We start from the raw sequence: 22,005 nt of genomic DNA, 5'->3' as shown, positions 1-22,005 counted from the left end.
AACTCCTGGTCCTACGCGGTGAAGGTTCGATCGACTGCGTCGAGGATGCGGTCGACGTCCGGCAGGAAGTGCTCTTCGAGTTTCGCCGGCGGATACGGGACGGTGAACCCGCCGACCCGCGCCACCGGTGCTTCGAGGTGATAGAAACAGCGCTCGCCGATGCGGGCGGCGATTTCGGCGCCGATCCCGAGGAACACGGGCGCCTCGTGGGTGACGACCAGGCGTCCGGTGCGCTGCACGGACGCGGCGATGGTGTCGACGTCGAGCGGGGAGAGGGACCGCAGATCGATCACCTCGATCGACCGACCCTCACCCGCAGCGACTTTCGCCGCCTGCAGTGCGGTCGTCACGAGCGGCCCGTAGGCCACGACGGTGGCGTCGGTGCCCGGTGCGACCACCCGGGCCTTGTGCAGTGGACTCGACTCGGCCTCCGGGTCGATCTGCCCCTTCTCCCAGTAGCGGCGCTTCGGTTCGAAGAAGAGCACCGGATCATCCGAGGCGATGGCCTGCTGAATCATCGTGTGCGCGTCGCCGGCGTTGCTGCACGTCACCACCCGGAGGCCCGCGGTCGCGGCGAAGTACCCCTCCGGGGATTCGGAGTGATGCTCGATGGCGCCGATCCCGCCGCCGTACGGGACGCGGATGGTGATCGGCATTGTGACGTTGCCGCCGGTGCGGTAGTGCAGTTTGGCGACCTGCGACACGATCTGATCGAAGCCGGGGTAGATGAACCCGTCGAACTGGATCTCGCACACCGGCCGGTAGCCGCGCATCGCGAGACCGACTGCGGTACCGATGATCCCGGACTCGGCGAGCGGGGTGTCGATGACGCGGTTGGGTCCGAAGTCCTTCTGGAGTCCATCGGTGATGCGGAAGACGCCGCCGAGTTTGCCGATGTCCTCGCCCATGAGCAGGACCTTCGGGTCGCTCTCGAGGGCGCGGCGCAGTCCGGCGTTCAGGGCCTTGCCCAGCGGAAGTGTGGTCGGGACGGCCGCGGAGATGTCTGTGCTCATGCGTCGGTTCCTTCGAAGCTGTCGAGGTACACGGCGAACTGGCGCCGCTCTTCGTCTACGAGGGGATGGGGTTCGGCGTAGACGTTGTCGAACAACGACATCGGCTCGGGTTCGACGGTCTCGAGGCATCCGCGGCGCAACGCCGCGGCGGTGTCATCGGCGCGCTGTTGCACGGCAGCGAGGTAGTTTTCGTCGATCGCACCGGCCGATTCGAGGAGGGCCCGGATGCGGTCGAGCGGGTCCTTGCGTTTCCATTCCTCGTCGAGAGCGGCCGGGCGGTACCGGGACGGGTCGTCGGACGTGGTGTGCGGGCCCATCCGGTAGGTGATCGCCTCGATCAGGGTGGGTCCGCTGCCTTCCCGGGCCCGTTCGAGCGCGGCCCGGGTCACGGCGATCACGGCGAGGACGTCGTTGCCGTCGACGCGCACGCTGGGAACACCGAAGCCCCGGCCTCTGGCGGCGATGCTCACCCGCGATTGCAGACTGACCGGTTCGGAGATCGCCCACTGGTTGTTCTGGCAGAAGAACACCACGGGTGCGTTGAAACTCGCGGCGAACCCAAAGGCCTCGGAGATGTCGCCCTGGCTGGTGGCGCCGTCGCCGAAGTAGGTGATCGCTGCGCCGTCGGTGCCGTCGAACTGCACGCCCAGCGCGTACCCGGTGGCGTGCAGCGCCTGCGCGCCGACGATGATCGCCGGGGTCGTCATGTTGTATTCGAACGGGTTCCACCCCGAGTGCGTCGACCCCCGCCAGAACCGGAGCATGTGGGTGGGGTCGACGTCGCGGCAGTAGGCCACTCCGTGTTCGCGGTAGCTGGCGAAGACGAAGTCGTCGGGATCGAGGGCGCGAGCCGAACCGACCTGTGCCGCTTCCTGCCCCAGCAGCGGAGCCCACAGGCCCAGTTCGCCCTGCCGCTGCAGCGCCGTCGCCTCCGCGTCGATGCGCCGCACCACGACCAAGTCTTCGTACAGCGCGCGTACCGCCTCGATGTCGACATCGTCGACGTACGAGGAGAAGTCCGGATGCGTCACTCGCGCACCGGTTTCGGTGACCAGTTGCACCACGTCGTCATTGTCGAACACGAAAACCTCCGAAGGGGTTGAAACGGGAGAGCCGACGCCCGCGAATGACCTTTTCGGTCAAAATGATGTATTCACACAACCATCAGGATCCAGCATGCGCAAGCGTTAGTACTGAAAATAAGCAGAATGCCCAATAATCACATTTCAATCCGTGGCATACTGCGCTACATGACGAAACTGGACCGGACCGACGCCCGCCTGTTGCTCGCCCTGTGCGACGCCCCGCGCGCCACCGGTGTGCAATTGGCATCCCTGCTGGGCATGGCGCGGAATACCGTGCAGGCACGAATGTCTCGCTGGGAAGAGCAGAAGGTGCTCGCCCCCGTAGACCGGTGCGTGTCACCCCGCGATCTGGGATATCCGTTGCAGGCATTCGTCACCGCGGTGGTCGACCAGCATCGCCTCGAAGACGTGATCGAACACCTCCGGGACATCGCCGAGGTGGTCGAGGTCGTCGGCATCTCCGGGGCGGCGGACCTCCACATCGGCGTGGTCGCCGTCGATGCCGACGATCTGTACCGCGTCGCCGGCCTCATCCTCGCCGTGCCCGGCATCGAGCGCACGACGGTCTCCGTCGCAATGCGCGACGCGATTCCCTACCGAACCCGTCCACTGCTCGAGCGGATCGCCGAGGAGCAATGACGAAGGCGCGACCCCACCGGGGGCCGCGCCCATCATCGGGTCAACGACGTGCGGTGACGACGTCCGGGCCGACGTCTTCGGAACTGCGCGTGGAACTTACCCGTGTTCTGAGCACCAGAACCAGCATCACCGCGACGAGCATGACCGCCCCGACAACCCACAGGCCTGCGCGCGAATTCCCGGTGGCGTCGAACAGCCATCCCGTGACGTACGGGGCCCCGAAACCGCTCATGTTGCCCACCGAGTTGACGACGGCGATACCTGCCGCCGCACCCGCGCCGGTCAGGAAGGTGCTGGGCAGGTACCAGAACACCGGCAGGGCACAGAAGACACCGACCGCGTTGATCGTGACCGCGATCATCGTCGTGAGCGGCGACTGCATGTACAGGGCGATCGGGATGGAGACGGCGCCGATCAGGGTCGGGACGGCGACATGCCAGATCCGCTCCCCAGTCCGGTCGGAGTGCCTGCTCCACAACACCATTGCGACGGCACCGATCGCGAACGGCACAGCGACGATCAACCCGGTGGTGAACAGGGTGAAGTCGGTATCGAACGACTTCTTGAAGCCGGCGACGATGCTGGGCAGGAAGAAGCTGAGCGAGTACAGGCCGTAGGTGATCCCGAAGTAGACGAGCCCCAGCATCCACACCCGGGAATCGGTCAGCGCCCGGCGAACCGACCCGCTGATGTGGGAACCGGATTCGGACGCCTCGGATTCGAGTTCACAAGTGAGCCACGCCTTTTCGTCGTCGTCCAGCCACGTGGCCTGCGACGGCCGGTCCGTCAGGTAGAACCACGTGACCACCGCGAGCACGACGGCGGGTATTCCCTCGATCAGGAACATGACGCGCCAACCGGACAGCCCGAACAGCCCGTCCCAGTATTGAATGATGGCGCTCGACAGCGGGGCCCCGAGCGCCGACGATACCGGGAGAGCGAGCAGGAACAGGCCCATCAGCCGCACCCGATAGGCGCGGGGGAACCACAGGGTCAGGTAGAGCAGGACGCCCGGGAAGAACCCCGCCTCGGCGATACCCAGCAGCATGCGCAGTGTGTACAGCGATCCGACGTTGGGCACGAAGGCCATCGCGGCCGCGATGATTCCCCACGTGAGCATGATCCGGGCTATCCATCGACGTGCGCCGAACTTGTGCAGCGCGAGGTTGCTCGGCACCTCGAACAGGAGGTACCCGATGAAGAACAACCCCGAGGCGAGACCGAACATGGTCTCGGTGAGTCCGAGTTCCTCGCTCATGGTCAACTTCGCCAGCCCGATGTTGGTCCGGTCGAGGTAGTTGACGAAATAGGCGAGGCCGAGGAACGGGATGAGCCGCCGAGCGACCTTCCGGACCACCCTCGCCTCGATCTCGGGTTTCTGCAGTACAGACGACATGAGTGTCTCGACTTTCCGATAATTTGGCACGGTTCGGACCGCCGTGCCATGCTCGGGCCGAAGTCCGTGCGCGACAGGCGTTCACGCTGAGTTGGAATTACGAGAAGATCTTCCCGGGGTTCATGATTCCGCGCGGATCGAGGGCGTTCTTCACCGATCGATGTATGTCCAGCACCACCGGATCGAGTTCCTGGGCGAGGCCGTCCATCTTCAGGAGACCGACACCGTGTTCGCCGGTGACCGTGCCGCCGAGTTCCAGTGCCGCGTCGATGATGTCCGCGAAGGCGGCCTGCGCCCGGGCACGGGCGGCCTCGTCGTCGCGGGGTGTGATGAGCAGTGGGTGCAGGTTCCCGTCGCCGGCGTGTGCGATGTTGGCGATGGTGGTCTCGTGGGCGATGCCGATCTGTTCGATGCGCGCAAGCATCTCGGGGACAGCCCGTTTCGGCACGCACACGTCTTCGGTGAGCACCGGTCCGAGCCGTTCCATTGCCGGATAGGCCAGACGACGCGCCGCGAACAACGCGTCCGCCTCCTCCTGGTCGGTGGAGACGGCAGACCACGTGGCTCCGGCTTCGTCGAAGCAGGACAGCATCTTCTCCGCTTCCTGATCGCCGACGACGCCCGCGGTGTCGACGCGGCCGAGGAGAACGACGTTCGCGTCCACCGACAAGCCCATCTTCTTCCACGCGTCGACGGCGATGAGGCACTGCTTGTCCACCAACTCCAGCGCCGACGGGGTGAGTCCCGCCGCGGCCACGGCACTGACGGCCCGGCCCGCGTCGACGATGGAGTCGAAGTAGCCGGCCACGGTGCGTTGCGGGTCCTGGAGCGGGCGCAACTTGACGGTGATCTCGGTGATGACGCCGAGCGTTCCCTCGGAACCGACAATGAGACCCGCCAGATCGTAGCCGGCCACCCCCTTGGCGGTCTTGCGGCCGAGGCGCACGAGTTCGCCGGTGCCCGTGACGATCTGCATGCCGAGAACGTAGTCGCGGGTGACGCCGTACTTGACGCAGCACAGCCCGCCTGCGTTGGTGGCGACGTTCCCGCCGATCGTGGACCACGGCGAACTGGCCGGATCCGGCGGATACCAGAGTCCGTGTTCGGCGCACGCGGCGCGGAGATGGTCGTTCACCACGCCGGGCTCGACGACGGCGTACCGCTCGAGTTGATCGATGTCCTTGATCGCGTTCATACCCTCGAGCGCGAGGACGACGCAGCCGTCGGTGGCGTTCGCTCCGCCGGACAGGCCCGTGCCGGCACCACGGGTCACGACGGCGGTGTCGTGGTCGAGGCAGGCTCGCACGACGGCCTGGACTTCCTCCGCCGTTCGCGGTCTGACGACGGCGAGCGGGGCGGAGTACGGCGCCCACTCGGCTTCGTCGTGCTGGTACTTCGCGACGACGTCGGGGTCGCGGACGACGCGATCCGCCGGAAGGGATGCCAACAGTGCATCGATCAACATGGCGAGAACCAGTCCTTTGCAGGCGAGAAGGTGATGTCTCGAACATAGCTGTGATCTGGGTCTCGGCCAATGTAGATTTCATCTACCTGATCCGGGGATGTATGGATGGAGACACCAGTGAGTACTGCCGATCGCGGCTGGATGGAACTGCTGCTCGACGACGCACCCCTCGACGAACTCGATACCCTCCGGCGCACGTTGATCGAGGAATCCGGCCCGTCCGACAGGGCCGCGGTGGAGCGCGAAGCCAACGCCGCACTCCGCCTCCGGGCGCAGCTCGACCAGCGCCGGCAGCGCAGCAATGAGCTCGCGGCGCTGAACGACATCGCCGTCCGGCTGACGACTGTTCGGTACGGCCGAGTGTTGCTGCAGGAAGTGGTCGATCAGGCCCGGCGGCTGCTCGGTGTGGATCTCGCCTACATGGGGTCGGTCTACGACGAGGAATTCGTCATCGAGGTCACCAGCGGGGCATTGACCCCGAATCTCGTCGGAATCCGACTGTCACTGGACGAAGGACTCGTCGGCCTGATCGTCCGCAGATCCGCACCGGAGTGGACGCCCGACTACCAGAGCGAGCCGGCCTTCCGGCACATCACCGGAGCCGACAGCGCGGCCCGGTCCGAAAACATGCGGGGCCTACTGGGGGTGCCTTTGCGGGTGGCCGATCGCGTTATCGGTGCACTGTTCGCGTGTAAGCGCCAGGAGCGGGCCTTCACCGAATCCGAGATCGCACTGCTGTCGGCGCTGGCAGCGCACGCGGCGATCGCGATCGAGAACGTTCGCTCGCTGGAGCGTGAGCGGGACACCGTCGCACGGCTCGAATCGGTGAACGCCGAATTATCGCAGCGCACCATCGAGCTCGAACAGATACTGCAGTGGGATCGGACCCTGACGCAGGTGGTGCTACTCGGGGCGGGGGTGCAGCGTCTGGTGCAGGAGGTCGCGCAACTCTCCCGGCAACCGGCATATTTCGTGATGGACGAATCCGCGCTGCCCGCGGAACTGCTGCCGCACTCCGACACTGTGTCGGCGGCGGTCCGCGAGTTGCGCGTGGGCGGAAACGATCACGCCGAACGCGGCGGGGTGGTCGCGCAGCGCGTCGCGGCGGCCGGCGAGATGCTCGGCGCACTCCTGTCGGTCGGAACAGAGGAGCCGACCACCCGTCTCCTGCTCGAACGGGCGGCACCCGCGATCGCGCTGTCGCTCGCCGGGGAGCGTGCCGCGGGCGAGGCGACGCGTCGCGCGCGGGACGCGTTTCTCGTCGACCTGCTGACACACCCCGCCGCCACCGCCCAGGACGAGCGTCGACAACTGAGATTGGCCGGACTGAACCCGGACACGACGTACTGCATCGCCGTCGCGGTCGCCACGGGTCAGGACACGATCCGTGCGGCTCTCGGGACCTTGCCCTTCCCTCCGGGAACCGTTGCAGCGGAGCATGGTTCCCGAGCACTCGCCGTCGTGCCCGCCAAGGATTCCGCCTCCGTCCAGGCGGTGTTCACTTCCGGGCGGCTCGACGCGACGATCGGTATCGCCGAACCCGCTCGCGGTGCGCAGGCTCTCGCGCACGCCTACGTCGAGGCTCAGCAGACCGTCGACGTGCTCGACACGCTCGGCCGGGCGGGGGAGGTCTCGTCCGCCCGGGGTCTGGGCATCTACCGAATCCTGCTGAGTCACATGGCACGGGAGCACCTCGACGAGCTGACCGAGGCCCAACTGGGTCCATTGATGGCGGAGCAGTCCACACGCGGTGTGTCACTGATGGAGACACTGTCGGAGTATCTCGCGCACGGCCGGCGCCATTCGGCGACCGCGTCGAGCCTCGGCATACACGTCAACACCCTCTACCAACGCCTCGATTCGATCGATACCCTCCTCGGCCCGGCGTGGCGCGACCCCGACACATCCCTCGATCTGCAGGTGCTGATGCGGTTGCGGAGAACCGCGGAACTTCTCGGTACACGAACGCGGTGATGCGGCTCAGGCGCTGATGCCGCCGGTGAGGATGGCGGCGAGTTCGGCGTAGGCGTGTGCGTCGTCGAGCCCGGTGCTGTCGCGGACCCCGCGCTGCTGGATGCGGACCATCATGGTGGCGGCGAGGTCGGCGGCGAACGCGGCGTGCACGTCGCGGAAGTCACCGGCGGCGACGCCTTCGGTGATCAACTCCTGGACTCGACCGGCCGCGAACTGTGTGTTCCGTTCGTAGACCTCCCGCGCCGGCGGGAAGGCGTCGAGGTCTGCCATGAACTGGTCGGACGCAGCCGCGAGCGCGTTGCCGACGGCCGACAGGTATGCGGTGATCCGCTCGCGAGCCCCGGAGATCGGCTCGATGTGCGACTCGACGTCCTCGGTCGCGCGGCGGAAGAAGTGCACGGTGGCGGCCCGGACGAGCTGCTCTTTGCTGCCGGCGAGGGTGTACAGCGTCGACTTCGAGCAGCGCAGCCGGTTCGCGATCTCGTCGAGAGTCAGGTGCGCGAACCCCTCGACCAGGAAGAGGTCGACGAGGGCGTCGAAGAGCTGGGTGCGCCGTCGGGTGGCGAAACCGGTTCGGGTGGGCTGCTCCATGACAGAAATAGTACTGGGCGACGCCTTGCAGTACTATTCCGCAATCAGTACCCTGGGGCGTAATCCAGTACTGTTTTCCGTAGCCCTTCTTCGAGGAGAAACCGTGGCCGTCGATCGTTTGCTGCCTACTGACGAAGCCCGTGACCTGATCCAGCTCACGCGCGACGTCGCCGACAAGGTCCTGACGCCGATCGTCGACGAGCACGAGAAGTCCGAGACCTACCCCGAGGGAGTGTTCGCCACCCTCGGGGAGGCCGGACTGCTGAGCCTGCCGTACCCGGAGGAGTGGGGCGGCGGCGCACAGCCCTACGAGGTATACCTGCAGGTGCTCGAGGAGATCGCCGCCCGCTGGGCCGCCGTCGCGGTCGCGGTCAGCGTCCACAGTCTCGCGTGCCACCCGCTGATGGCGTTCGGCACCGACGAGCAGAAGCAGCAGTGGCTCCCCGACATGCTCGGCGGCAACACCGTCGGCGCCTACAGCCTGTCCGAACCGCAGGCCGGGTCCGACGCCGCTGCGCTGGCATGCAAGGCCGCCGCGATGAACGGCGGGTACGTGGTCAACGGCGCGAAGGCGTGGATCACCCACGGCGGCATCGCGGATTTCTACAACCTCTTCGCCCGCACCGGTGAGGGGTCGAAGGGCATCTCCTGCTTCCTGGTGCCCAAGGACACCGAGGGGCTGACGTTCGGCAAGCCCGAGGAGAAGATGGGTCTGCACGCCGTGCCGACCACGTCCGCGCACTACGACGACGCGTTCGTCCCCGTGGAACGGCGGATCGGCGCCGAGGGTCAGGGTCTGCAGATCGCCTTCAGCGCGCTCGACTCCGGCCGGCTCGGGATCGCCGCCGTCGCCGTCGGCCTTGCGCAAGCCGCGCTCGACGAGGCGGTGGCCTACGCGCAGGAGCGGACCGCGTTCGGCAAGAAGATCATCGACCACCAGGGCCTCGGGTTCCTGCTCGCCGACATGGCCGCCGCCGTCGATTCCGCGCGCGCCACTTACATCGACGCCGCCCGTCGCCGCGACGCCGGCCTGCCGTACTCCCGCAACGCGTCCGTCGCCAAACTCGTCGCCACCGACGCCGCCATGAAGGTCACCACCGACGCCGTCCAGGTCCTCGGCGGCTACGGCTACACCCGCGACTTCCGCGTCGAACGGTACATGCGGGAAGCGAAGATCACTCAGATCTTCGAGGGCACCAACCAGATTCAGCGTCTGGTCATCAGCCGCACCCTCGCCGCGAACTGACGCACCCCCACCTCAGAAAGGCCTTCCTCGCATGCCCACCTCCGTGATCGTCGCCGGTGCCCGTACCCCGATCGGCCGCCTGCAGGGCTCACTTGCCGGGTTCTCCGGCGCCGACCTCGGCGCCCTCGCCATCGAGGCGGCGCTCGGCAAGGCCGGTGTCGCCCCCGACCGTGTGCAGTACGTGATCATGGGACAGGTTCTCACCGCCGGTGCCGGGCAGATGCCGGCCCGGCAGGCTGCCGCGAAGGCCGGGATCCCGATGGGTGTTCCGTCGCTGAACATCAACAAGGTGTGCCTGTCCGGGGTCGAGTCGATCATTCTCGCCGACCAGTTCATCCGGTCCGGTGCGTTCGACGTGATCGTCGCCGGCGGCATGGAGTCGATGAGCCAGGCCCCGCATCTGCTGCCCGGTTCGCGCGGCGGGTTCAAGTACGGCGACGTCACCCTCGTCGACCACATGGCCCTCGACGGGTTGCACGACGCATTCACGGATCAGCCGATGGGACTGCTCACCGAGGCCGGCAACGACAAGGACGTCATCGCCCGCGAGGACCAGGACGCGTTCGCCGCCCGCTCGCACCAGCTGGCCGCGAAGGCCTGGGACAGCGGGGTCTTCGACGACGAGGTCGTCCCCGTCGAGATCCCCGCCCGCAAGGGGGAGAGCACCTGGCTGCGCCGCGACGAAGGCATCCGACCCGACACCACCCCCGAGACCCTGGCGCGGCTGCGCGGCGCATTCCGGAAGGACGGCACGGTCACCGCGGGAAACGCGTCGACGATCAACGACGGCGCCGCCGCCGTGGTCGTGATGAGTAAGGAACGCGCGGAGGCCGAGGGGCTGACCTGGCTGGCGGAGATCGGCGAGCACGGCATGGTCGCCGGACCCGATTCGGGTCTGCAGCTCCAGCCGTCCGGAGCGATCACGAAAGCCTGTGATGCGGCCGGTATCTCACCGACCGAGCTGGATCTGATCGAGATCAACGAGGCGTTCGCCGCGGTCGGGATCGCCTCCACCCGGGAGCTCGGCGTCGACCCGGATCGGGTCAACGTCAACGGCGGTGCCATCGCCCTCGGCCACCCCATCGGCATGTCCGGCGCCCGGATCACCCTGCACCTTGCGCTCGAACTGCAGCGCCGCGGCGGCGGCACCGGCGCCGTCGCGCTCTGCGGAGGCGGCGGACAGGGCGACGCCCTGATCCTCCGGGTTCCTCATGCGTAGGGCGGTCTGTTCCGTCGGAAGCGCCAGGTCATCCACCGGACGGACAGGGCCAGCACCCGCGGCACCACGAGATACACCGCGGTCGGGACGACGACGCCGGTGAGCATCAACGCACGCAGCCAGGTGGGCCAGGCTGCCGCGGTGGGGCCCAGCAAGGCCATCACGGTCATGCCCAGCGTGACGAGCGGGAAGATGGATACCCAGGTGACCGCCACCCTGACGTGGATGGACGGGGCGGCGACCGGAACGAACGCCGGATGCCGCCCGGCCTGGTGACGGCTGCCCCGCGCAGCGGTGGGAGCGAGTTGCTCGACCACGGCAGATGCGAGCGCGAGACCTTCCATCCTGCGGCAGCCCTCCTCGGGAAACTCCAACTACTTAGTTGCGGTTAGCAGCGTAAGCGACGGTTCGTCCACTCGCAACCAAACAGTTGGAGTTTGTCCTAGGATCGCCCCATGGCGTGGGACACCGAACGAACCAAGCGGCTTCTGCTCGAGGCGGGAGTCACGGAGTTCAGTGCGTTCGGGCTGTCCGGTGCGCGCGTCGACCGGATCGCCGAGAAGGCGGGCGTCAACAAAGAGCGTATCTACCAGTACTTCGGCAAGAAGGAAGCGTTCTTCAGCGCCGTCCTCGAGCGCGAACTGGCGACGTCGCTGGCCGCTGTCGAACTGTCCGGGCACGGGGTCTCGGCCATTGCCGACTACGCCGGCCGCAGATTCGATCACCAACGCGCGCATCCCGCCTTTTCCCGCCTGCTGTTCTGGGAAGGTCTCGAACTCGACGCCCCCGTCGCGGAAGAATCGCGACGGACACACGCCCGGTCACTGATCGCCAGCGCACGGGATGCGGTACCCGAACTCTCCGAGACCGCAGCTCAGGAACTACTCATCGGCGTGATCACCCTCGTCGACGGATGGGTGGCGCTCCAGACCGCGGACAAACTGTTCGCGACACCGTCGCCGGATGGTCGCGATCGGGACGCCCGGCGACGCGAGTTCATCGTGATGACCGTCGAGGCAGCGACGCGCGCCGCCCTCGAGCGGCTCAGCGCAACGGGATGAACCGCGGCAGCTTCCCGGTGGTCTGATGACGCTGGAGACGCTCGACGACGCGGATCTGGATCTCCGGTTCGCTCAGGCCGTGTCGGCGCAGCGCGGCGATCACCGACACGGTCAGCCGGTCCACGTCGGGAGTGCCCACGACGAGAATCTCCGCACCGTCGACGGTCTGCCTGACCTGGTATTCGGAGACACGAGGATCCGTACCGAGGACGTGCCGGAAGACGCTCGCGGGGATCGTGCACGCCGGGTAGCGGAAATCGTCGTCGCGCCGCCCGCCGATGTCCGCGAGCCGAGCGAATTCACTTCCGCACGGGCATTTTCCGGGTAGCCACGTGACCTGATCGCCGAGGTCGTAGCGGATGAACGGGAACGTGCGGTTGGCGAGGCCGGTGGCCAGCGTGCGGGCGGCAGGCATGTCGGCAGCCACCGGCATCCCGTCGTCGTCGACACGTTCGAGAATCACCTCGTCCTCGCACACGTGCAGTCCCTCACCGTGACCGCAACCCACCGCCTGCACCCCGATCTCGGTCGATCCCCACAGGTTGTGCACGGGAATGTTCCACGCCTCGCGAATCGCCTCGCGATCCTCCTCGAGCAGCGGTTCGGAGTTGGTGCTCACCCGCACCGGACTGATCTGCAGATCGCCTGCCGCCGCCGCGCGGGCGAGGCGCCCGATCACCGTCGCATAACCGACGAGGTGAGTGGGCCGCGCGGCCGCCACGGCGGCGAGGACCTCGTCGAACGGTGCGCCCGCGGGGATCACGACCGTGCTCATCCCCTGCGCGGTCGGCACATCGAACAGAGGTGTGCTGGCATGCGGTGGGCCGCCCGCCGCCAGCACGGCGAGGCGCGCACCCGACCCCCGTGACGACCCGCGCCGCTCCTCCCGCGCCTGCATCCGCCAGGCCAGGGAGGCGGCGGAGACGAAGAAGTCCCAATCCCACACGTACACGCCGCGCACACCGCTCGATCCGCCGGAGCTGAAGATCTGCTGGTCGCCTCGGGTGTACGAAAACCATTGCTGCTCAGCCAGTGTGCTTTCGGCGTGCTCGCGGTCGAGGTCGGCAACCGTGACGATGGCGTCCCACTCGTCCTGCGTGTCGCGTTTCGTCATCATCGGCAACCGCGCCAGGTCGGCAACCGTGGCCGACGAAGGATCGAGACCACGCAATCGGCCCGCGTGAAACGGCGATCGTTCGCCGGCGTACGTGAGGAAGGACCGCAGCCGCTGGTCGCGGTACCGATCGATCTGCTCCCGCGTCCAATCCAGCCGCTCGACATGGTCCTCGAGAGCTGCCTGCACCCCGTGGAGATGGGCGGCACGCATGCGCTCGTACGCCGTTCGCGCGGCGTCCACCGATTCGTCCTCGGAGACCGATCCCACCATCCCGGTTCCTCTCGCTCAGTGCCGTGCCCGGCGCCGGTCACATCGACCATCGCACGCGTGCGGAACTCGGCGCGTAACGATTCGTCGTCGAAATCGGACGTGCGTGTGGAACCGGAACGTTCCAGGTGAGACCTTAGGGCTAGAGGTCGAGGACCAATCGGTCGGACGTGCACCGAGATACGCAGATCATCATGGTGTCGCCGCGTGCACGTTCGTCCTCGGTCAGAACGGTGTCGCGGTGATCGGGTTCGCCGTCGAGGACTGGGGTTTCGCAGGTTCCGCAGAGTCCTTCTCGGCACGACGAGAGGACAGGCACACCGTGGCCGAGAGCGGCGTCGAGGATGGATTGCTTCTCTTCGACGTGCAGGGTCACACCGGTGCGGGCGAGTACGACATCGAAGGCGGTGACGCTCGAGTCGGATCGGGTTGGTGCGGTGAATCGCTCGGTGTGGAGGGTGACCCGGCCGTTGGTCGCGCACACGGCGTCGAGTGCGTCGAGCAGCGGTGTGGGACCGCAGGCCATGACGGCGGTGCCGGGCGCCGCAGCGGCGAGGTAGCCGTCGAGGTCGAGTAAGCCGTGTGTGTCCTGCGGATGCACCTGCACCTTGTCTCCGTGCCGTGCAAGGCGGTCGAGGAAGGCCATGGACGACAGGCTTCGCCCACCGTAGAGCAATCGCCACGGCCGCCCGTTCCGTTCGGCTTCTTCGACCATCGGCAGGATCGGGGTGATGCCGATTCCGCCGGCGACGAACAGGTACGCGGCGGCATCGGGGAGTGCGAAGTGGTTGCGCGGTCCGCGGACTCGGATCGTGTCTCCCGCGGCGACCTGTCGGTGTACGTAGGCCGATCCGCCTCGGGAGGCGGGTGCGTCGAGGACGGCGACCGTCCACCGGTCGGTGGTGTGCGGGTCGCCGCACAGCGAGTATTGCCGGGTCAGCTCGCCGGTCAGGCACAAGTCGATGTGGGCTCCGGGCCGCCACGGTGGCAGGACCCCACCTGCGACGGGCACGAGAGTCAGGGAGACGACGCCGTCGGCCTCGGTGGTGACGGCGTCGACCCGCACATCGGCTTCGACAACCTCGCGTGGGATCGGTGCCGATTGCGCGGCCGGACCGGCCGGTGCGGGCCGTGGACCGGTGATGGATGGGTCGGCCAACGCCATCCAGGTGCGGCGTTGGAACATCGCGATGGTCGATTCGCAGTTGGTCATCAACCGGCCTTGCGGTACCGCTCCGCAGTCGTAACCGGCCTGCTGTGCTGCCACGACGGTCTTGTCTTCGGCGAAGGTGCGGTCGTAGATGTCGAGCCACTGCTCGAGGACAGCCGGATCGGTGCCGGGCTTGACGAAGGCGTCGACGACGAACCGGCTGCTGTGCGGCCCGAGTGGCACGGTGCGGGCGACCATGCCGACGAAGTCGTCGACCGACAGGAACGACACCGGCCACAGGTACAGCAGTCGGAATCCGTCCAGCCCGCCCCGAGCGGCGAGTCGTTCGGTCAGTTCGGTGACGGGAGCGACCTGGACCGCGACGTTGTCGAACTCAGTGCACTGGTAGTTCGCCTTGGTGGTGTGGAAAGCGGTGGCGTAGGTGTCCTGGTGCACGAGCGGGCAGTGATAGCACTCGAGGGTATTCTCGGTGAACAGCTTCCAGTTCGCCGGAATGTCGTAGGTGTATGTACCGCCGTGCTCCCAGTCCGCGAAATCGAGGTTCAGCTCGTCGACGAGGGCGTGTGCCCCACCGAGATATTCCGCCAGCGGTTCGGCGGCGACATCGGGGTTGGCGAAGACGAATCCCCGGAAGGTTTCCACCTGTATCGGCCGCAGTCCGAGGGTCTGGCGGTCGAAGGCGTCCTCGTCCCGAAGGCCCGGCGCCGACCGGAGCGACCCGTCGTGCGTGTAGGTCCAGCCGTGGTAACGGCATTGGAACAGCTGCCGGCATCCGGTGCCCTCGGCGACCGGGTGCAGGCGGTGCCGGCAGACGTTGACGTGACCGTGCAGAACACCGTCCCGGTCACGGACGACGACGATGGGCAGATCACCGAGTTGGGCGGTCAGGTAGGCGCCTGGTTCGGCGAGGTCCTTCTCGCGGCCGACGTACTGCCAGGCGCGTCGGAAGATCAGCTCCCGTTCCTGTTCGTACACGGCAGGATCGCTGTACATCGCGGCAGGCAACTGCCAGCCGGCCGCGAGCGAGTCGGTGATTCGCTCGGTGTCGCCATCGATTTCGGTCATGTCTGTCATTGCGGATTCCTCCTTGGCACGGTCGGTTCCTAGATGTGGGGCTGGGCGGCGACCGGCTGGTCTTCGGGGACTTCGCGCCAGGCCAGGGGTGTGCGGTCCTGGACGAGTTTGCGATAGACGAAGAGCACGACGCCGATCAGCAGGAGCGCCAAGCCGAGGAACACCTCTTTGAAGCTGCCGACGTAACTCAGGCCGGGGTTGAGGGCTCCGACGACGAGGATGACGACATTGAAGACGGCCACGACGACGGCGATGGGGATCCAGATGCTCGGGAGGCGGATCGGGCGGGGCCAGTGCGGACGATCCTTGCGCAGCAACAGGAACGCGATGACCGCGAGGGTGATTGCCAGGATGTATCCGAGGTTGCTGGCAATGAGGATGGCCACCGGATTGCCGACGAACACCAGGATACCGAGGTTGATGACCATCGTCGCCCAAAGCGCCCGGCTGGGCACGCCGCGGGAGTTGAGTTGGTCGAGTTGGGTGATCGACATCTTCTCCGCCGAGAGTCCGTAGAGGGCGCGGCCGGCGTCGGCGGAGGAGGAGACCATACTCAGAAACAGTGCGCCGCACAGGATGACGGTGATGGTCCCGGACAATCCGCCGGAGACGTGTCCGATGCTGACGATGCCGTAGGTGATCGGGTTGGCGAGGAATTCGTCCTCGGTCAGTTGCCCTGCTGTCGCGAGCGGCACGATGGTGTAGGTGCCGACCATGAACAGGGCGATCGAGGTCAGGGCGCGGGAGGTGTCGCGGGCCGTGTCGCTGTACTCGGGGGCGAAGACCGCGCACAGTTCGGAACCGTAGATCGCCCACGCGGAGACGTAGAGCCAGACCACGAAGGCGGTCCAGTTCCCGTCCAGATGGGAGGACAGGTTGGCGCCCGACCATTGCCCCGAGGCGAACGGTCCGATCGCCAGGGCCAGGAGCACGATGACGAAGGCGACGCCGATCACCTGGTTGAAGCGCAGGGCCACGCGGATGCCGAGCACGTTCAACGCGGTGCACGCGATGACGGTGCATGCGGAGATCACGTGCGGGAGACCGAAAGCGACGTTGCCGAGGGTGAACAGGGTCCAGGTGTTGTCGGGGAACCATTGGGCGTGGACGAGCTGGCCGATGGTGAGCCCGACGAGCGAGAGGACCAGCGCCCAGCCGCACCAGTAACCGAAGGCGGCAATCGGCGCGATCGGGGTGAAGTAGCGTTTCCAGCCTTCGGCGGCGAACATCGCCACACCGCCGGCCTTGTCGGCGAACATGGCGGCCATCTCGGCGAACAGCTTGTTCTGGCACAGGGCCACCACCGACAGCAGCACGCAGATCGCGACGGCGGGGACGGCACCGATCGCGCCGATGGCGTAGCCGACGGAGATGAACAGGCCGTTGGCGATCGGCAGGGCGAGCATGAACCCGTCGTACCAGCGCAGGGTCTTGGGGGGATGGGTGTCGGTAGCCGGGCTCGGTGATGTGGTGTTGTCGGACATGGGTTTACCTCGAGACTGGAGGTGGAGGGAGGGGACGGGGAGCCTGCAGGTGTTCAGATCGGGCTGACGGCGCCGTCGGGCATCTCGCTCGCCTCGATCTCGAGGTTGCCGAGCAGTTCGGCCATGGCGAGGAACTTCGGCAAGTTCTCCGCGTCGGCGTTGGCTGCGTCGGCGGCGTCCTTGGTCTCGTAGATCCACACGTCGATCCACGTTCCGTCTTCGCGACGCGAGCACAGCGGCACCGACCACAGCGCAGGATGGGCGGCCTTGACTTCCCTGATCGCCTCCTGGCGGCGTCCGATAAAGGTTTCGATGTCGTTGTCGGAGAGGGTGAATCGGACAACTTCCACACAGTAGGGCATGGTCAGTTCTCGCTTTCGAATTCGGTCATGATCTGGCGGGCGGTCTGCAGGCCGGACTCGATCGCGCCGTCGATGAATCCGGCCCAGCCGCGGGCGTAGTCGCTGCCGGCGAGCCGGATGCGGCGGGTGGTGTCGCGGGCGGCGTGGGAAACGGCGTCGAGTTGATGCGGGGCCAGCATCGGCCAGGTTTCGCCGGAGAGCGGGTCGGCGGTCCAGTCGTGGGCGTCGACGGCGACCACCTCGAGGTCGGGTCGCCATTTGCGCAGTTCGGCCTCCACGGCTCGGGGATCGTTGAGGTCGATGAGACCGGACCGGGGTCCGAACGCCACGATCAGGCTGTCGCCGTCGAGGGGGTACTCGTACTGGACGAAGTTCAGTACCGCGTCGCTGTCGGCGAGAGCGGCGAACCTGCCGACGTCACCTTTGACGCGGACCCACACCTTCACCCCGCTCGACGCCTGTCCTTCCTCGGCGACGGCAGTCACCCCGTGACCCAGACCGGGGGTGACCGCTATGGTGTCGAGAATGTTCAACGGGACCGTGACGATCACCCGTCGGCCGTGGAGGATCGTGCCGTCGCTGCAGGTGACGGCGACGCCGTCGGCGGTTTCGTCGATGCCGGTGACGAGGGTGTTCAAGCGGATGTCGGCGGCGGTGGCGTCGGCGGCGATCGCGTCGAGCAACGACCTGGTGCCCCGGGCGAATTTATAAGTGGCACAGGCCTCGAACATCAGCTTCCAGTCACCCCTGGAGAGGGCGCACCAGCGCAACGCCTGAGTGTGGCCGCTGCGCGCAGGATCGCCGCTGAAGTTCAGTGCCCACATTCCGTCGAGCAGCGCGCGTTGCTGCGGATCCAGGTCTAGTTCGGCGATCTTCTCGGCCACGCTGACCTGGTCGAGAGCTTTGATCTCCTCGGAGAGGGGAAAGAAGTCGTAGGGCTGCGGCAGCACCCGCCGTGCGTCAGCCAGCATCTCGGTCATCGATGCGTCCAACAGATCGAGCATTCTGTCGGCCGTACCGGTGCGCACTTCGCCGTCGACCCGCCAGTAGGCGGTATCGAGTTCCGGGCTCGCGATCAGATCCAGGCCGTAGCGGGAGATTTCCGCCCACACGTGCGGCTGGATCCAGTGCACCCAGGTACCGCCCATGTCCAGCTCCCGGCCGAGGCTGGTTTCGCGAGTCCAGGTGCGTCCGCCGAGACGATCGCGCGCCTCGACGATTGTGGTCCGGATGCCGCGTTGGACGAGTTCGCGGGCGGCGGTGATGCCGGCGAAGCCACCGCCGACGATGATCACATCGGTGTCGTACTGCATGTCGAACTCCTGTATTTGCCGGAGGGAAGGCGTGGCTGTGTGGTTACGGGGATACCGGTGCGGTATCCGTTGATTTGGTTGCCGGACGGGAGTTTTCGACGGAAGGAATTCGCTCGAATTCCTGCGCATAGGAGCCCATCGTGATGTCGATCAGGTCACCGGTGGGCTGGTCGATACCGAACTGGATGCCGACGGTGCGATAAGCGTTCAGGTCGATCAGAACCATGCCCTCGACGCCGACGTTCTTCTCCAGCCAGGAGAACAGGTAGGTCTTCTCGCGCAGTTTCCAGTAGGTGCAGCTGTCGGTGTCCCCGACACCGATCTCGGCGCCGCCGAGGCAGAGCCAGGTGAACAAATTCTGGTTGAGGTAGATGTGGTCGTAGACGTCGTCGTGGCTGTAGGCGTACCGGATGCGGCGTCCGATCAGCTCGTCGGTGGTCGGATGAGCACCGGACGCGTCGGCATCTGTGCCGTCGACCTGCCCCTGGAACCATCGCTGACGTGCCCGGTGCGGAGTGGGCTCGAGTCCGAGGTAGCCGATTGCACCGGTGACCTGGCCGCTAGTGATATCGAGGGCAGCGCTGACCACCACCGGGTGGTTCTCGGCGTTGCGGCGGTGGTGGAGGTAGAACAGGCCGGGCTGCATCTCGAACAGCTCGAACGTGTCGGTCCCGGACCGGGCACCGCTCGCGTCCTCGAGCTTCCAATGCAGCTCATCGCCCTGGAAGGTCAGTATGAGGGTGAATCGTTCCGCGGTGTCGACGTAGCGGCAGTGGACGGTGATCACCTGGCCGTCGAAAGCTCGGCTGTAGGCGGGCCGGTATTCGTCGAAGCCGTCGGCCATCTCGCTCAGGGACGCCCAGTCGTCCTTGTTCCAACTGAACACGGGGGCGGGAGTTGTCATGGTGTCGGGATTCCTTGCAGATCGAGGGGAAGTGGTCATGTGTCCGTGAGGCGACGGTGGAACGGGGCGTGACTTCCCTCGTCCTGTGATCTTGATCGGCCGTCGCAACGGGCGCACCGACCGATGGAGCAAACTATCCATCTGGACAATTGTGAGTGACAACACATAGACTGCACCAGGTACGAGAACTGGTCAAGTGGACAGCGGGAATTTTTCACGGTCGACACACACGGGCTGCCGTGCACCGCCAATTGAATGGACAATGGCGGCTGAATGGACAATGGCGGCGACGGGTCTCGCTGCTCCACGACTGGAGCGGCTTGGCTGCGAGAACAGAACTGGAGAACCGACCGATGACCACCCCCGAGGCGGAGTCCGCCCGCCAGACCCCCCGCTACGGTGAGGGCCGGGCCGCCCTACTTGCGGCGGCCGTGCGCGTGGTTGCCGATCAAGGACTACGGAAACTGACGTACCGGGCTGTGGCACGAGAGGCCGGGGTTGCCCATGGGTTGGTTGCCCATCACTTCGGGACCCGAGATGCGCTACTCGAGGCGGCGCTGCAGTTCTCGCTGGGCAACAGCGTCACGTCCGTCAGCGCGCGCCCAGGAAGTGGAGACCTCGACGCCCTCTTCGCCGGCCTGGTAGCGATGGTCGAGACCAACCCGGACGATCAAGCCTTTCAATACGAGCTGATCCTCGAATCCCGACGCCGCCCGGACCTCCGTCCCCACGTCGAGTCGATCTACGCAGCATACGTCGATGCACTGCAAATCGAACTCGAGTGCGCCGGAATCGATCCCGACCCCGCCCTCAGCCACCTGATCTACTCTGCCGCCGACGGACTCGTCTTTCACCAGATCACGATCGGCAGCCCTGAGCTGACCGAGAGATCACTCGCGCATCTGCGGAACTTGCTTCAACAGAGCAAATCCGAGCGGGCAGCAGCGGCCAGTCTGACCGAATAGGCCAGTGAGTTGTTCGCATCGGAACGCCACCAGATAATGGCCGAGTGCCTCCCGATACCGGTCCTGCGTCCCGAGCCATCGCACACGTGCGCGGCCTCGCCGAAGGCGTTCCGCTCGATCGGGCACTCCGTGTGACATTGCACTTCCATCCAGACCTCCCATACATTGGGGGTTCCACGCTGAAAGCAATTGCGGACCGAGGCGCGTACCTGTCACAGTTCGAGACCCAGACCGGCAACGGCGGACTCACTGCCCACCCCGGCGGCGACAGGTGGAGGTGGGAGAGCCGCATCTTCGGAGGCGCCTACGACGAGCACGAGTCGGCGGAGCGACCCAAGTATGGATCGCTGAACTACCGCGCCGACCCATATGGAGGATCACCTCGTTTCGGCTCCTCCTACTTCCTGCTGGCGGAGCACACCCTCGAGCGCACCACTTTCTGCTTCCCCGACAGCGTCTTCGAGCCCGACCTGTTCGGCACCGCCGACGCGATGAACTTGGTGGATGCCGCAGCGGCGGTGCAGTTCGACGATCCCCTGGACGACTACATCGAGGCCCACGTCCACGGCACCATCGACATTGCGTCGGACGTCGAGGCGCTCGTTCTCGACCCGAGCTACCGCGACACGCCCTTCAACGAGATCGCCCAGTCACTCGCGTGCCCGGTGTTGTGGCACGACGGGTACACGGTGAGCGTCGAGGAGATTGCACACCATCCCGACTACCGAGGACCGCACATCGTCGATCTGGCCCGAGACATCGCACACGAAGGCGATCTCACTCCATACCTCCTCGGTCGTGCACGGGGTGAATCGTGCGATCCACAGGACCTGAAAAAGTTGTGGCACTACATTGCCCGATACGGCATCCGAAAATAGATACGACACCGGCGGAACGGCGGACGGTTCGAGCACGTCTATTCCGACGTCGGACGGACGCGCTCGCGCAGTCGCCCAACACCGCGTTCGCCGCGGCAGTCCCGCCACGACGGCATGCCGGCGCGGCGACAGGGACCCGTCCTGTCGCCGAGTCGGCGTCGTGTGTGGTGTTGTGGCCCGTGGTCAGGCCGCTCCGGGCCGGGCCCGGTTGTGGGCAGGGATCGGCTTCCGCTCCCAATCGACCTGCCTGGGCGGAATGAACATGGGATGCCGATCAGCTCCCATCTCGATTTCCCAGTCACTGTGGTGGAGCAGCCGGTGATGGCACCCGCACAGCAGCACCAGATTGTCCATATCGGTCGGACCACTCTTGGACCAATGGACGATGTGGTGGCCCTCGCACCACGACGGCGGCGCACCACACCCCGGGAACGCGCACCCCCGATCCCTCGCCACCAACGCCTTTCGCTGCCGCTTGGTGACGGTTCGGGTCGACACACCGAGATCGAGCGGCGACCCGTTCCCGTCGAGCACGATCGGCGTCACAATCGAATCGCAGCTCAGGAGCCGAGCCGCGGTGATGCTCAGCGGCCCCATCCATTCCGTCCACGCCACCCCATCGACGGCAAAAAGGCCCTCGCCTGTTGCGGGGGCACCGTGCGGTTCCCGCGCACCGCAGTCGCCGTGGTCGACCAGATCCTTGACGTTGACATGCAGCGAGACGTGCGGTCGTTCCCCGCCTTCCTCGCCGGCGACCCCCGAATCGAGGTAACGCCGGAGG

Annotated in this window: 20 protein-coding genes and 1 pseudogene; 7 read left to right on the top strand and 14 right to left on the bottom strand. The window is 66.5% G+C overall.

What is annotated here, in order from left to right; genetic code table 11:
* Positions 1 to 11 precede the first annotated feature (11 nt).
* Together RJ1_RS16445 and pdhA are read right to left on the bottom strand one after the other, a co-directional pair.
* Positions 12 to 1,013 carry an alpha-ketoacid dehydrogenase subunit beta gene (locus tag RJ1_RS16445; protein ID WP_073361590.1) on the bottom strand — a complete coding sequence of 334 codons (1,002 nt, stop codon included), beginning with the start codon at positions 1,011 to 1,013 and terminating at the stop codon, positions 12 to 14.
* Entirely contained in the window at positions 1,010 to 2,095 is a 1,086-nt protein-coding gene (gene pdhA / locus RJ1_RS16440; protein WP_073361585.1) for a pyruvate dehydrogenase (acetyl-transferring) E1 component subunit alpha, read from the bottom strand. The genes RJ1_RS16445 and pdhA overlap by 4 nt, the downstream gene beginning before the upstream one ends.
* A 168-nt stretch (positions 2,096 to 2,263) precedes the next feature.
* Between pdhA and RJ1_RS16435 the strand changes: the two genes are divergently transcribed.
* Entirely contained in the window at positions 2,264 to 2,737 is a 474-nt protein-coding gene (locus RJ1_RS16435; RefSeq protein ID WP_073361583.1) for an Lrp/AsnC family transcriptional regulator, read from the top strand.
* 40 nt (positions 2,738 to 2,777) lie between these two features.
* Here the strand turns inward: RJ1_RS16435 and RJ1_RS16430 are convergent, their stop codons facing one another.
* Positions 2,778 to 4,133, bottom strand: coding sequence for an MFS transporter (locus RJ1_RS16430; RefSeq protein ID WP_073361581.1), 1,356 nt, complete (start codon positions 4,131 to 4,133; stop codon positions 2,778 to 2,780).
* Between the two features lie 97 nt (positions 4,134 to 4,230).
* Positions 4,231 to 5,598, bottom strand: coding sequence for an FAD-binding oxidoreductase (locus tag RJ1_RS16425; protein WP_073361579.1), 1,368 nt, complete (start codon positions 5,596 to 5,598; stop codon positions 4,231 to 4,233).
* 105 nt (positions 5,599 to 5,703) lie between these two features.
* Here RJ1_RS16425 and RJ1_RS16420 point away from each other — a divergent pair, with 105 nt between their 5' ends.
* Positions 5,704 to 7,572, top strand: a complete 1,869-nt coding sequence (locus tag RJ1_RS16420; RefSeq protein ID WP_174694994.1) for a helix-turn-helix domain-containing protein — start codon at positions 5,704 to 5,706, stop codon at positions 7,570 to 7,572.
* A gap of 6 nt (positions 7,573 to 7,578) precedes the next feature.
* Here RJ1_RS16420 and RJ1_RS16415 read toward each other — a convergent pair whose 3' ends face one another.
* Positions 7,579 to 8,163 carry a TetR/AcrR family transcriptional regulator gene (locus RJ1_RS16415; RefSeq protein WP_073361575.1) on the bottom strand — a complete coding sequence of 195 codons (585 nt, stop codon included), beginning with the start codon at positions 8,161 to 8,163 and terminating at the stop codon, positions 7,579 to 7,581.
* Positions 8,164 to 8,266: 103 nt separating this feature from the next.
* Between RJ1_RS16415 and RJ1_RS16410 the strand changes: the two genes are divergently transcribed.
* Both RJ1_RS16410 and RJ1_RS16405 read left to right on the top strand, forming a co-directional pair.
* Positions 8,267 to 9,409 carry an acyl-CoA dehydrogenase family protein gene (locus tag RJ1_RS16410; protein WP_073361573.1) on the top strand — a complete coding sequence of 381 codons (1,143 nt, stop codon included), beginning with the start codon at positions 8,267 to 8,269 and terminating at the stop codon, positions 9,407 to 9,409.
* Between the two features lie 31 nt (positions 9,410 to 9,440).
* Positions 9,441 to 10,628, top strand: coding sequence for an acetyl-CoA C-acetyltransferase (locus RJ1_RS16405; RefSeq protein WP_073361571.1), 1,188 nt, complete (start codon positions 9,441 to 9,443; stop codon positions 10,626 to 10,628).
* Here RJ1_RS16405 and RJ1_RS16400 read toward each other — a convergent pair.
* Positions 10,619 to 10,972, bottom strand: coding sequence for a putative antibiotic biosynthesis monooxygenase (locus RJ1_RS16400; RefSeq protein ID WP_073361569.1), 354 nt, complete (start codon positions 10,970 to 10,972; stop codon positions 10,619 to 10,621). The two genes, RJ1_RS16405 and RJ1_RS16400, sit on opposite strands and share 10 nt — an antisense overlap.
* A gap of 111 nt (positions 10,973 to 11,083) precedes the next feature.
* On the opposite strand from RJ1_RS16400, the gene RJ1_RS16395 reads away from it, so the two are divergent.
* Positions 11,084 to 11,689, top strand: a complete 606-nt coding sequence (locus RJ1_RS16395; RefSeq protein ID WP_073361567.1) for a TetR/AcrR family transcriptional regulator — start codon at positions 11,084 to 11,086, stop codon at positions 11,687 to 11,689.
* Here the strand turns inward: RJ1_RS16395 and RJ1_RS16390 are convergent.
* The 7 genes and pseudogenes from RJ1_RS16390 to RJ1_RS16355 form a co-directional block, all read right to left on the bottom strand.
* Positions 11,673 to 13,076: a phenylacetate--CoA ligase family protein gene (locus RJ1_RS16390; RefSeq protein ID WP_073361565.1), complete on the bottom strand. Its 1,404-nt coding sequence runs from the start codon at positions 13,074 to 13,076 to the stop codon at positions 11,673 to 11,675. The two genes, RJ1_RS16395 and RJ1_RS16390, sit on opposite strands and share 17 nt — an antisense overlap.
* Before the next feature lie 139 nt (positions 13,077 to 13,215).
* Positions 13,216 to 14,139, bottom strand: coding sequence for a PDR/VanB family oxidoreductase (locus RJ1_RS49305; RefSeq protein ID WP_378379339.1), 924 nt, complete (start codon positions 14,137 to 14,139; stop codon positions 13,216 to 13,218).
* A 117-nt stretch (positions 14,140 to 14,256) separates the two neighbouring features.
* Positions 14,257 to 15,237 (bottom strand): annotated as a pseudogene (locus RJ1_RS49300) (aromatic ring-hydroxylating oxygenase subunit alpha); the annotation flags it as partial.
* A 110-nt stretch (positions 15,238 to 15,347) separates the two neighbouring features.
* Positions 15,348 to 16,802: an APC family permease gene (locus RJ1_RS16370; RefSeq protein ID WP_073361563.1), complete on the bottom strand. Its 1,455-nt coding sequence runs from the start codon at positions 16,800 to 16,802 to the stop codon at positions 15,348 to 15,350.
* A gap of 53 nt (positions 16,803 to 16,855) precedes the next feature.
* Complete coding sequence (locus tag RJ1_RS16365; RefSeq protein WP_240319852.1) at positions 16,856 to 17,152, bottom strand: hypothetical protein; 297 nt, start codon at positions 17,150 to 17,152, stop codon at positions 16,856 to 16,858.
* 14 nt (positions 17,153 to 17,166) lie between these two features.
* On the bottom strand, positions 17,167 to 18,606 hold the full coding sequence (locus RJ1_RS16360) for a flavin monoamine oxidase family protein (RefSeq protein ID WP_143048914.1): 1,440 nt from the start codon (positions 18,604 to 18,606) through the stop codon (positions 17,167 to 17,169).
* Positions 18,521 to 19,381: a MoaF C-terminal domain-containing protein gene (locus tag RJ1_RS16355; protein ID WP_073361558.1), complete on the bottom strand. Its 861-nt coding sequence runs from the start codon at positions 19,379 to 19,381 to the stop codon at positions 18,521 to 18,523. Before RJ1_RS16355 ends, RJ1_RS16360 begins: the two co-directional genes overlap by 86 nt.
* A gap of 353 nt (positions 19,382 to 19,734) precedes the next feature.
* On the opposite strand from RJ1_RS16355, the gene RJ1_RS16350 reads away from it, so the two are divergent.
* Positions 19,735 to 20,346 (top strand): TetR/AcrR family transcriptional regulator, encoded by a 612-nt coding sequence (locus RJ1_RS16350; protein WP_073361556.1) that lies wholly within the window; start codon positions 19,735 to 19,737, stop codon positions 20,344 to 20,346.
* Positions 20,347 to 20,390: 44 nt separating this feature from the next.
* Positions 20,391 to 21,224, top strand: coding sequence for a DUF3626 domain-containing protein (locus tag RJ1_RS16345; protein ID WP_073361554.1), 834 nt, complete (start codon positions 20,391 to 20,393; stop codon positions 21,222 to 21,224).
* A 183-nt stretch (positions 21,225 to 21,407) separates the two neighbouring features.
* On the opposite strand, the gene RJ1_RS16340 is transcribed toward RJ1_RS16345, so the two are convergent.
* Positions 21,408 to 22,005, bottom strand: a 598-nt coding sequence (locus tag RJ1_RS16340) for an HNH endonuclease signature motif containing protein (RefSeq protein WP_143169555.1), incomplete at its 5' end; no start/stop codon positions are given.

Origin of the sequence: Rhodococcus jostii NBRC 16295 (assembly GCF_001894825.1) — a bacterium.
Lineage (GTDB): Bacteria > Actinomycetota > Actinomycetes > Mycobacteriales > Mycobacteriaceae > Rhodococcus_F > Rhodococcus_F jostii.
This window is presented reverse-complemented; position numbering and strand designations above follow the sequence as displayed.

Excerpts from the sequence above, each read along its gene's own strand:
- RJ1_RS16400 (WP_073361569.1), bottom strand. The coding sequence starts at position 10,972 with ATGGAAGGTCTCGCGCTCGCATCTGCCGTGGTCGAGCAACTCGCTCCC.
- RJ1_RS16405 (WP_073361571.1), top strand. The coding sequence starts at position 9,441 with ATGCCCACCTCCGTGATCGTCGCCGGTGCCCGTACCCCGATCGGCCGC.
- RJ1_RS16350 (WP_073361556.1), top strand. The coding sequence starts at position 19,735 with ATGACCACCCCCGAGGCGGAGTCCGCCCGCCAGACCCCCCGCTACGGT.
- RJ1_RS16390 (WP_073361565.1), bottom strand. The coding sequence starts at position 13,076 with ATGGTGGGATCGGTCTCCGAGGACGAATCGGTGGACGCCGCGCGAACG.
- RJ1_RS16430 (WP_073361581.1), bottom strand. The coding sequence starts at position 4,133 with ATGTCGTCTGTACTGCAGAAACCCGAGATCGAGGCGAGGGTGGTCCGG.
- RJ1_RS16445 (WP_073361590.1), bottom strand. The coding sequence starts at position 1,013 with ATGAGCACAGACATCTCCGCGGCCGTCCCGACCACACTTCCGCTGGGC.
- RJ1_RS16435 (WP_073361583.1), top strand. The coding sequence starts at position 2,264 with ATGACGAAACTGGACCGGACCGACGCCCGCCTGTTGCTCGCCCTGTGC.
- RJ1_RS16360 (WP_143048914.1), bottom strand. The coding sequence starts at position 18,606 with ATGCGCAGGAATTCGAGCGAATTCCTTCCGTCGAAAACTCCCGTCCGG.
- RJ1_RS16395 (WP_073361567.1), top strand. The coding sequence starts at position 11,084 with ATGGCGTGGGACACCGAACGAACCAAGCGGCTTCTGCTCGAGGCGGGA.
- RJ1_RS16370 (WP_073361563.1), bottom strand. The coding sequence starts at position 16,802 with ATGTCCGACAACACCACATCACCGAGCCCGGCTACCGACACCCATCCC.
- RJ1_RS16420 (WP_174694994.1), top strand. The coding sequence starts at position 5,704 with ATGGAGACACCAGTGAGTACTGCCGATCGCGGCTGGATGGAACTGCTG.
- RJ1_RS16415 (WP_073361575.1), bottom strand. The coding sequence starts at position 8,163 with ATGGAGCAGCCCACCCGAACCGGTTTCGCCACCCGACGGCGCACCCAG.
- RJ1_RS16425 (WP_073361579.1), bottom strand. The coding sequence starts at position 5,598 with ATGTTGATCGATGCACTGTTGGCATCCCTTCCGGCGGATCGCGTCGTC.
- RJ1_RS16355 (WP_073361558.1), bottom strand. The coding sequence starts at position 19,381 with ATGACAACTCCCGCCCCCGTGTTCAGTTGGAACAAGGACGACTGGGCG.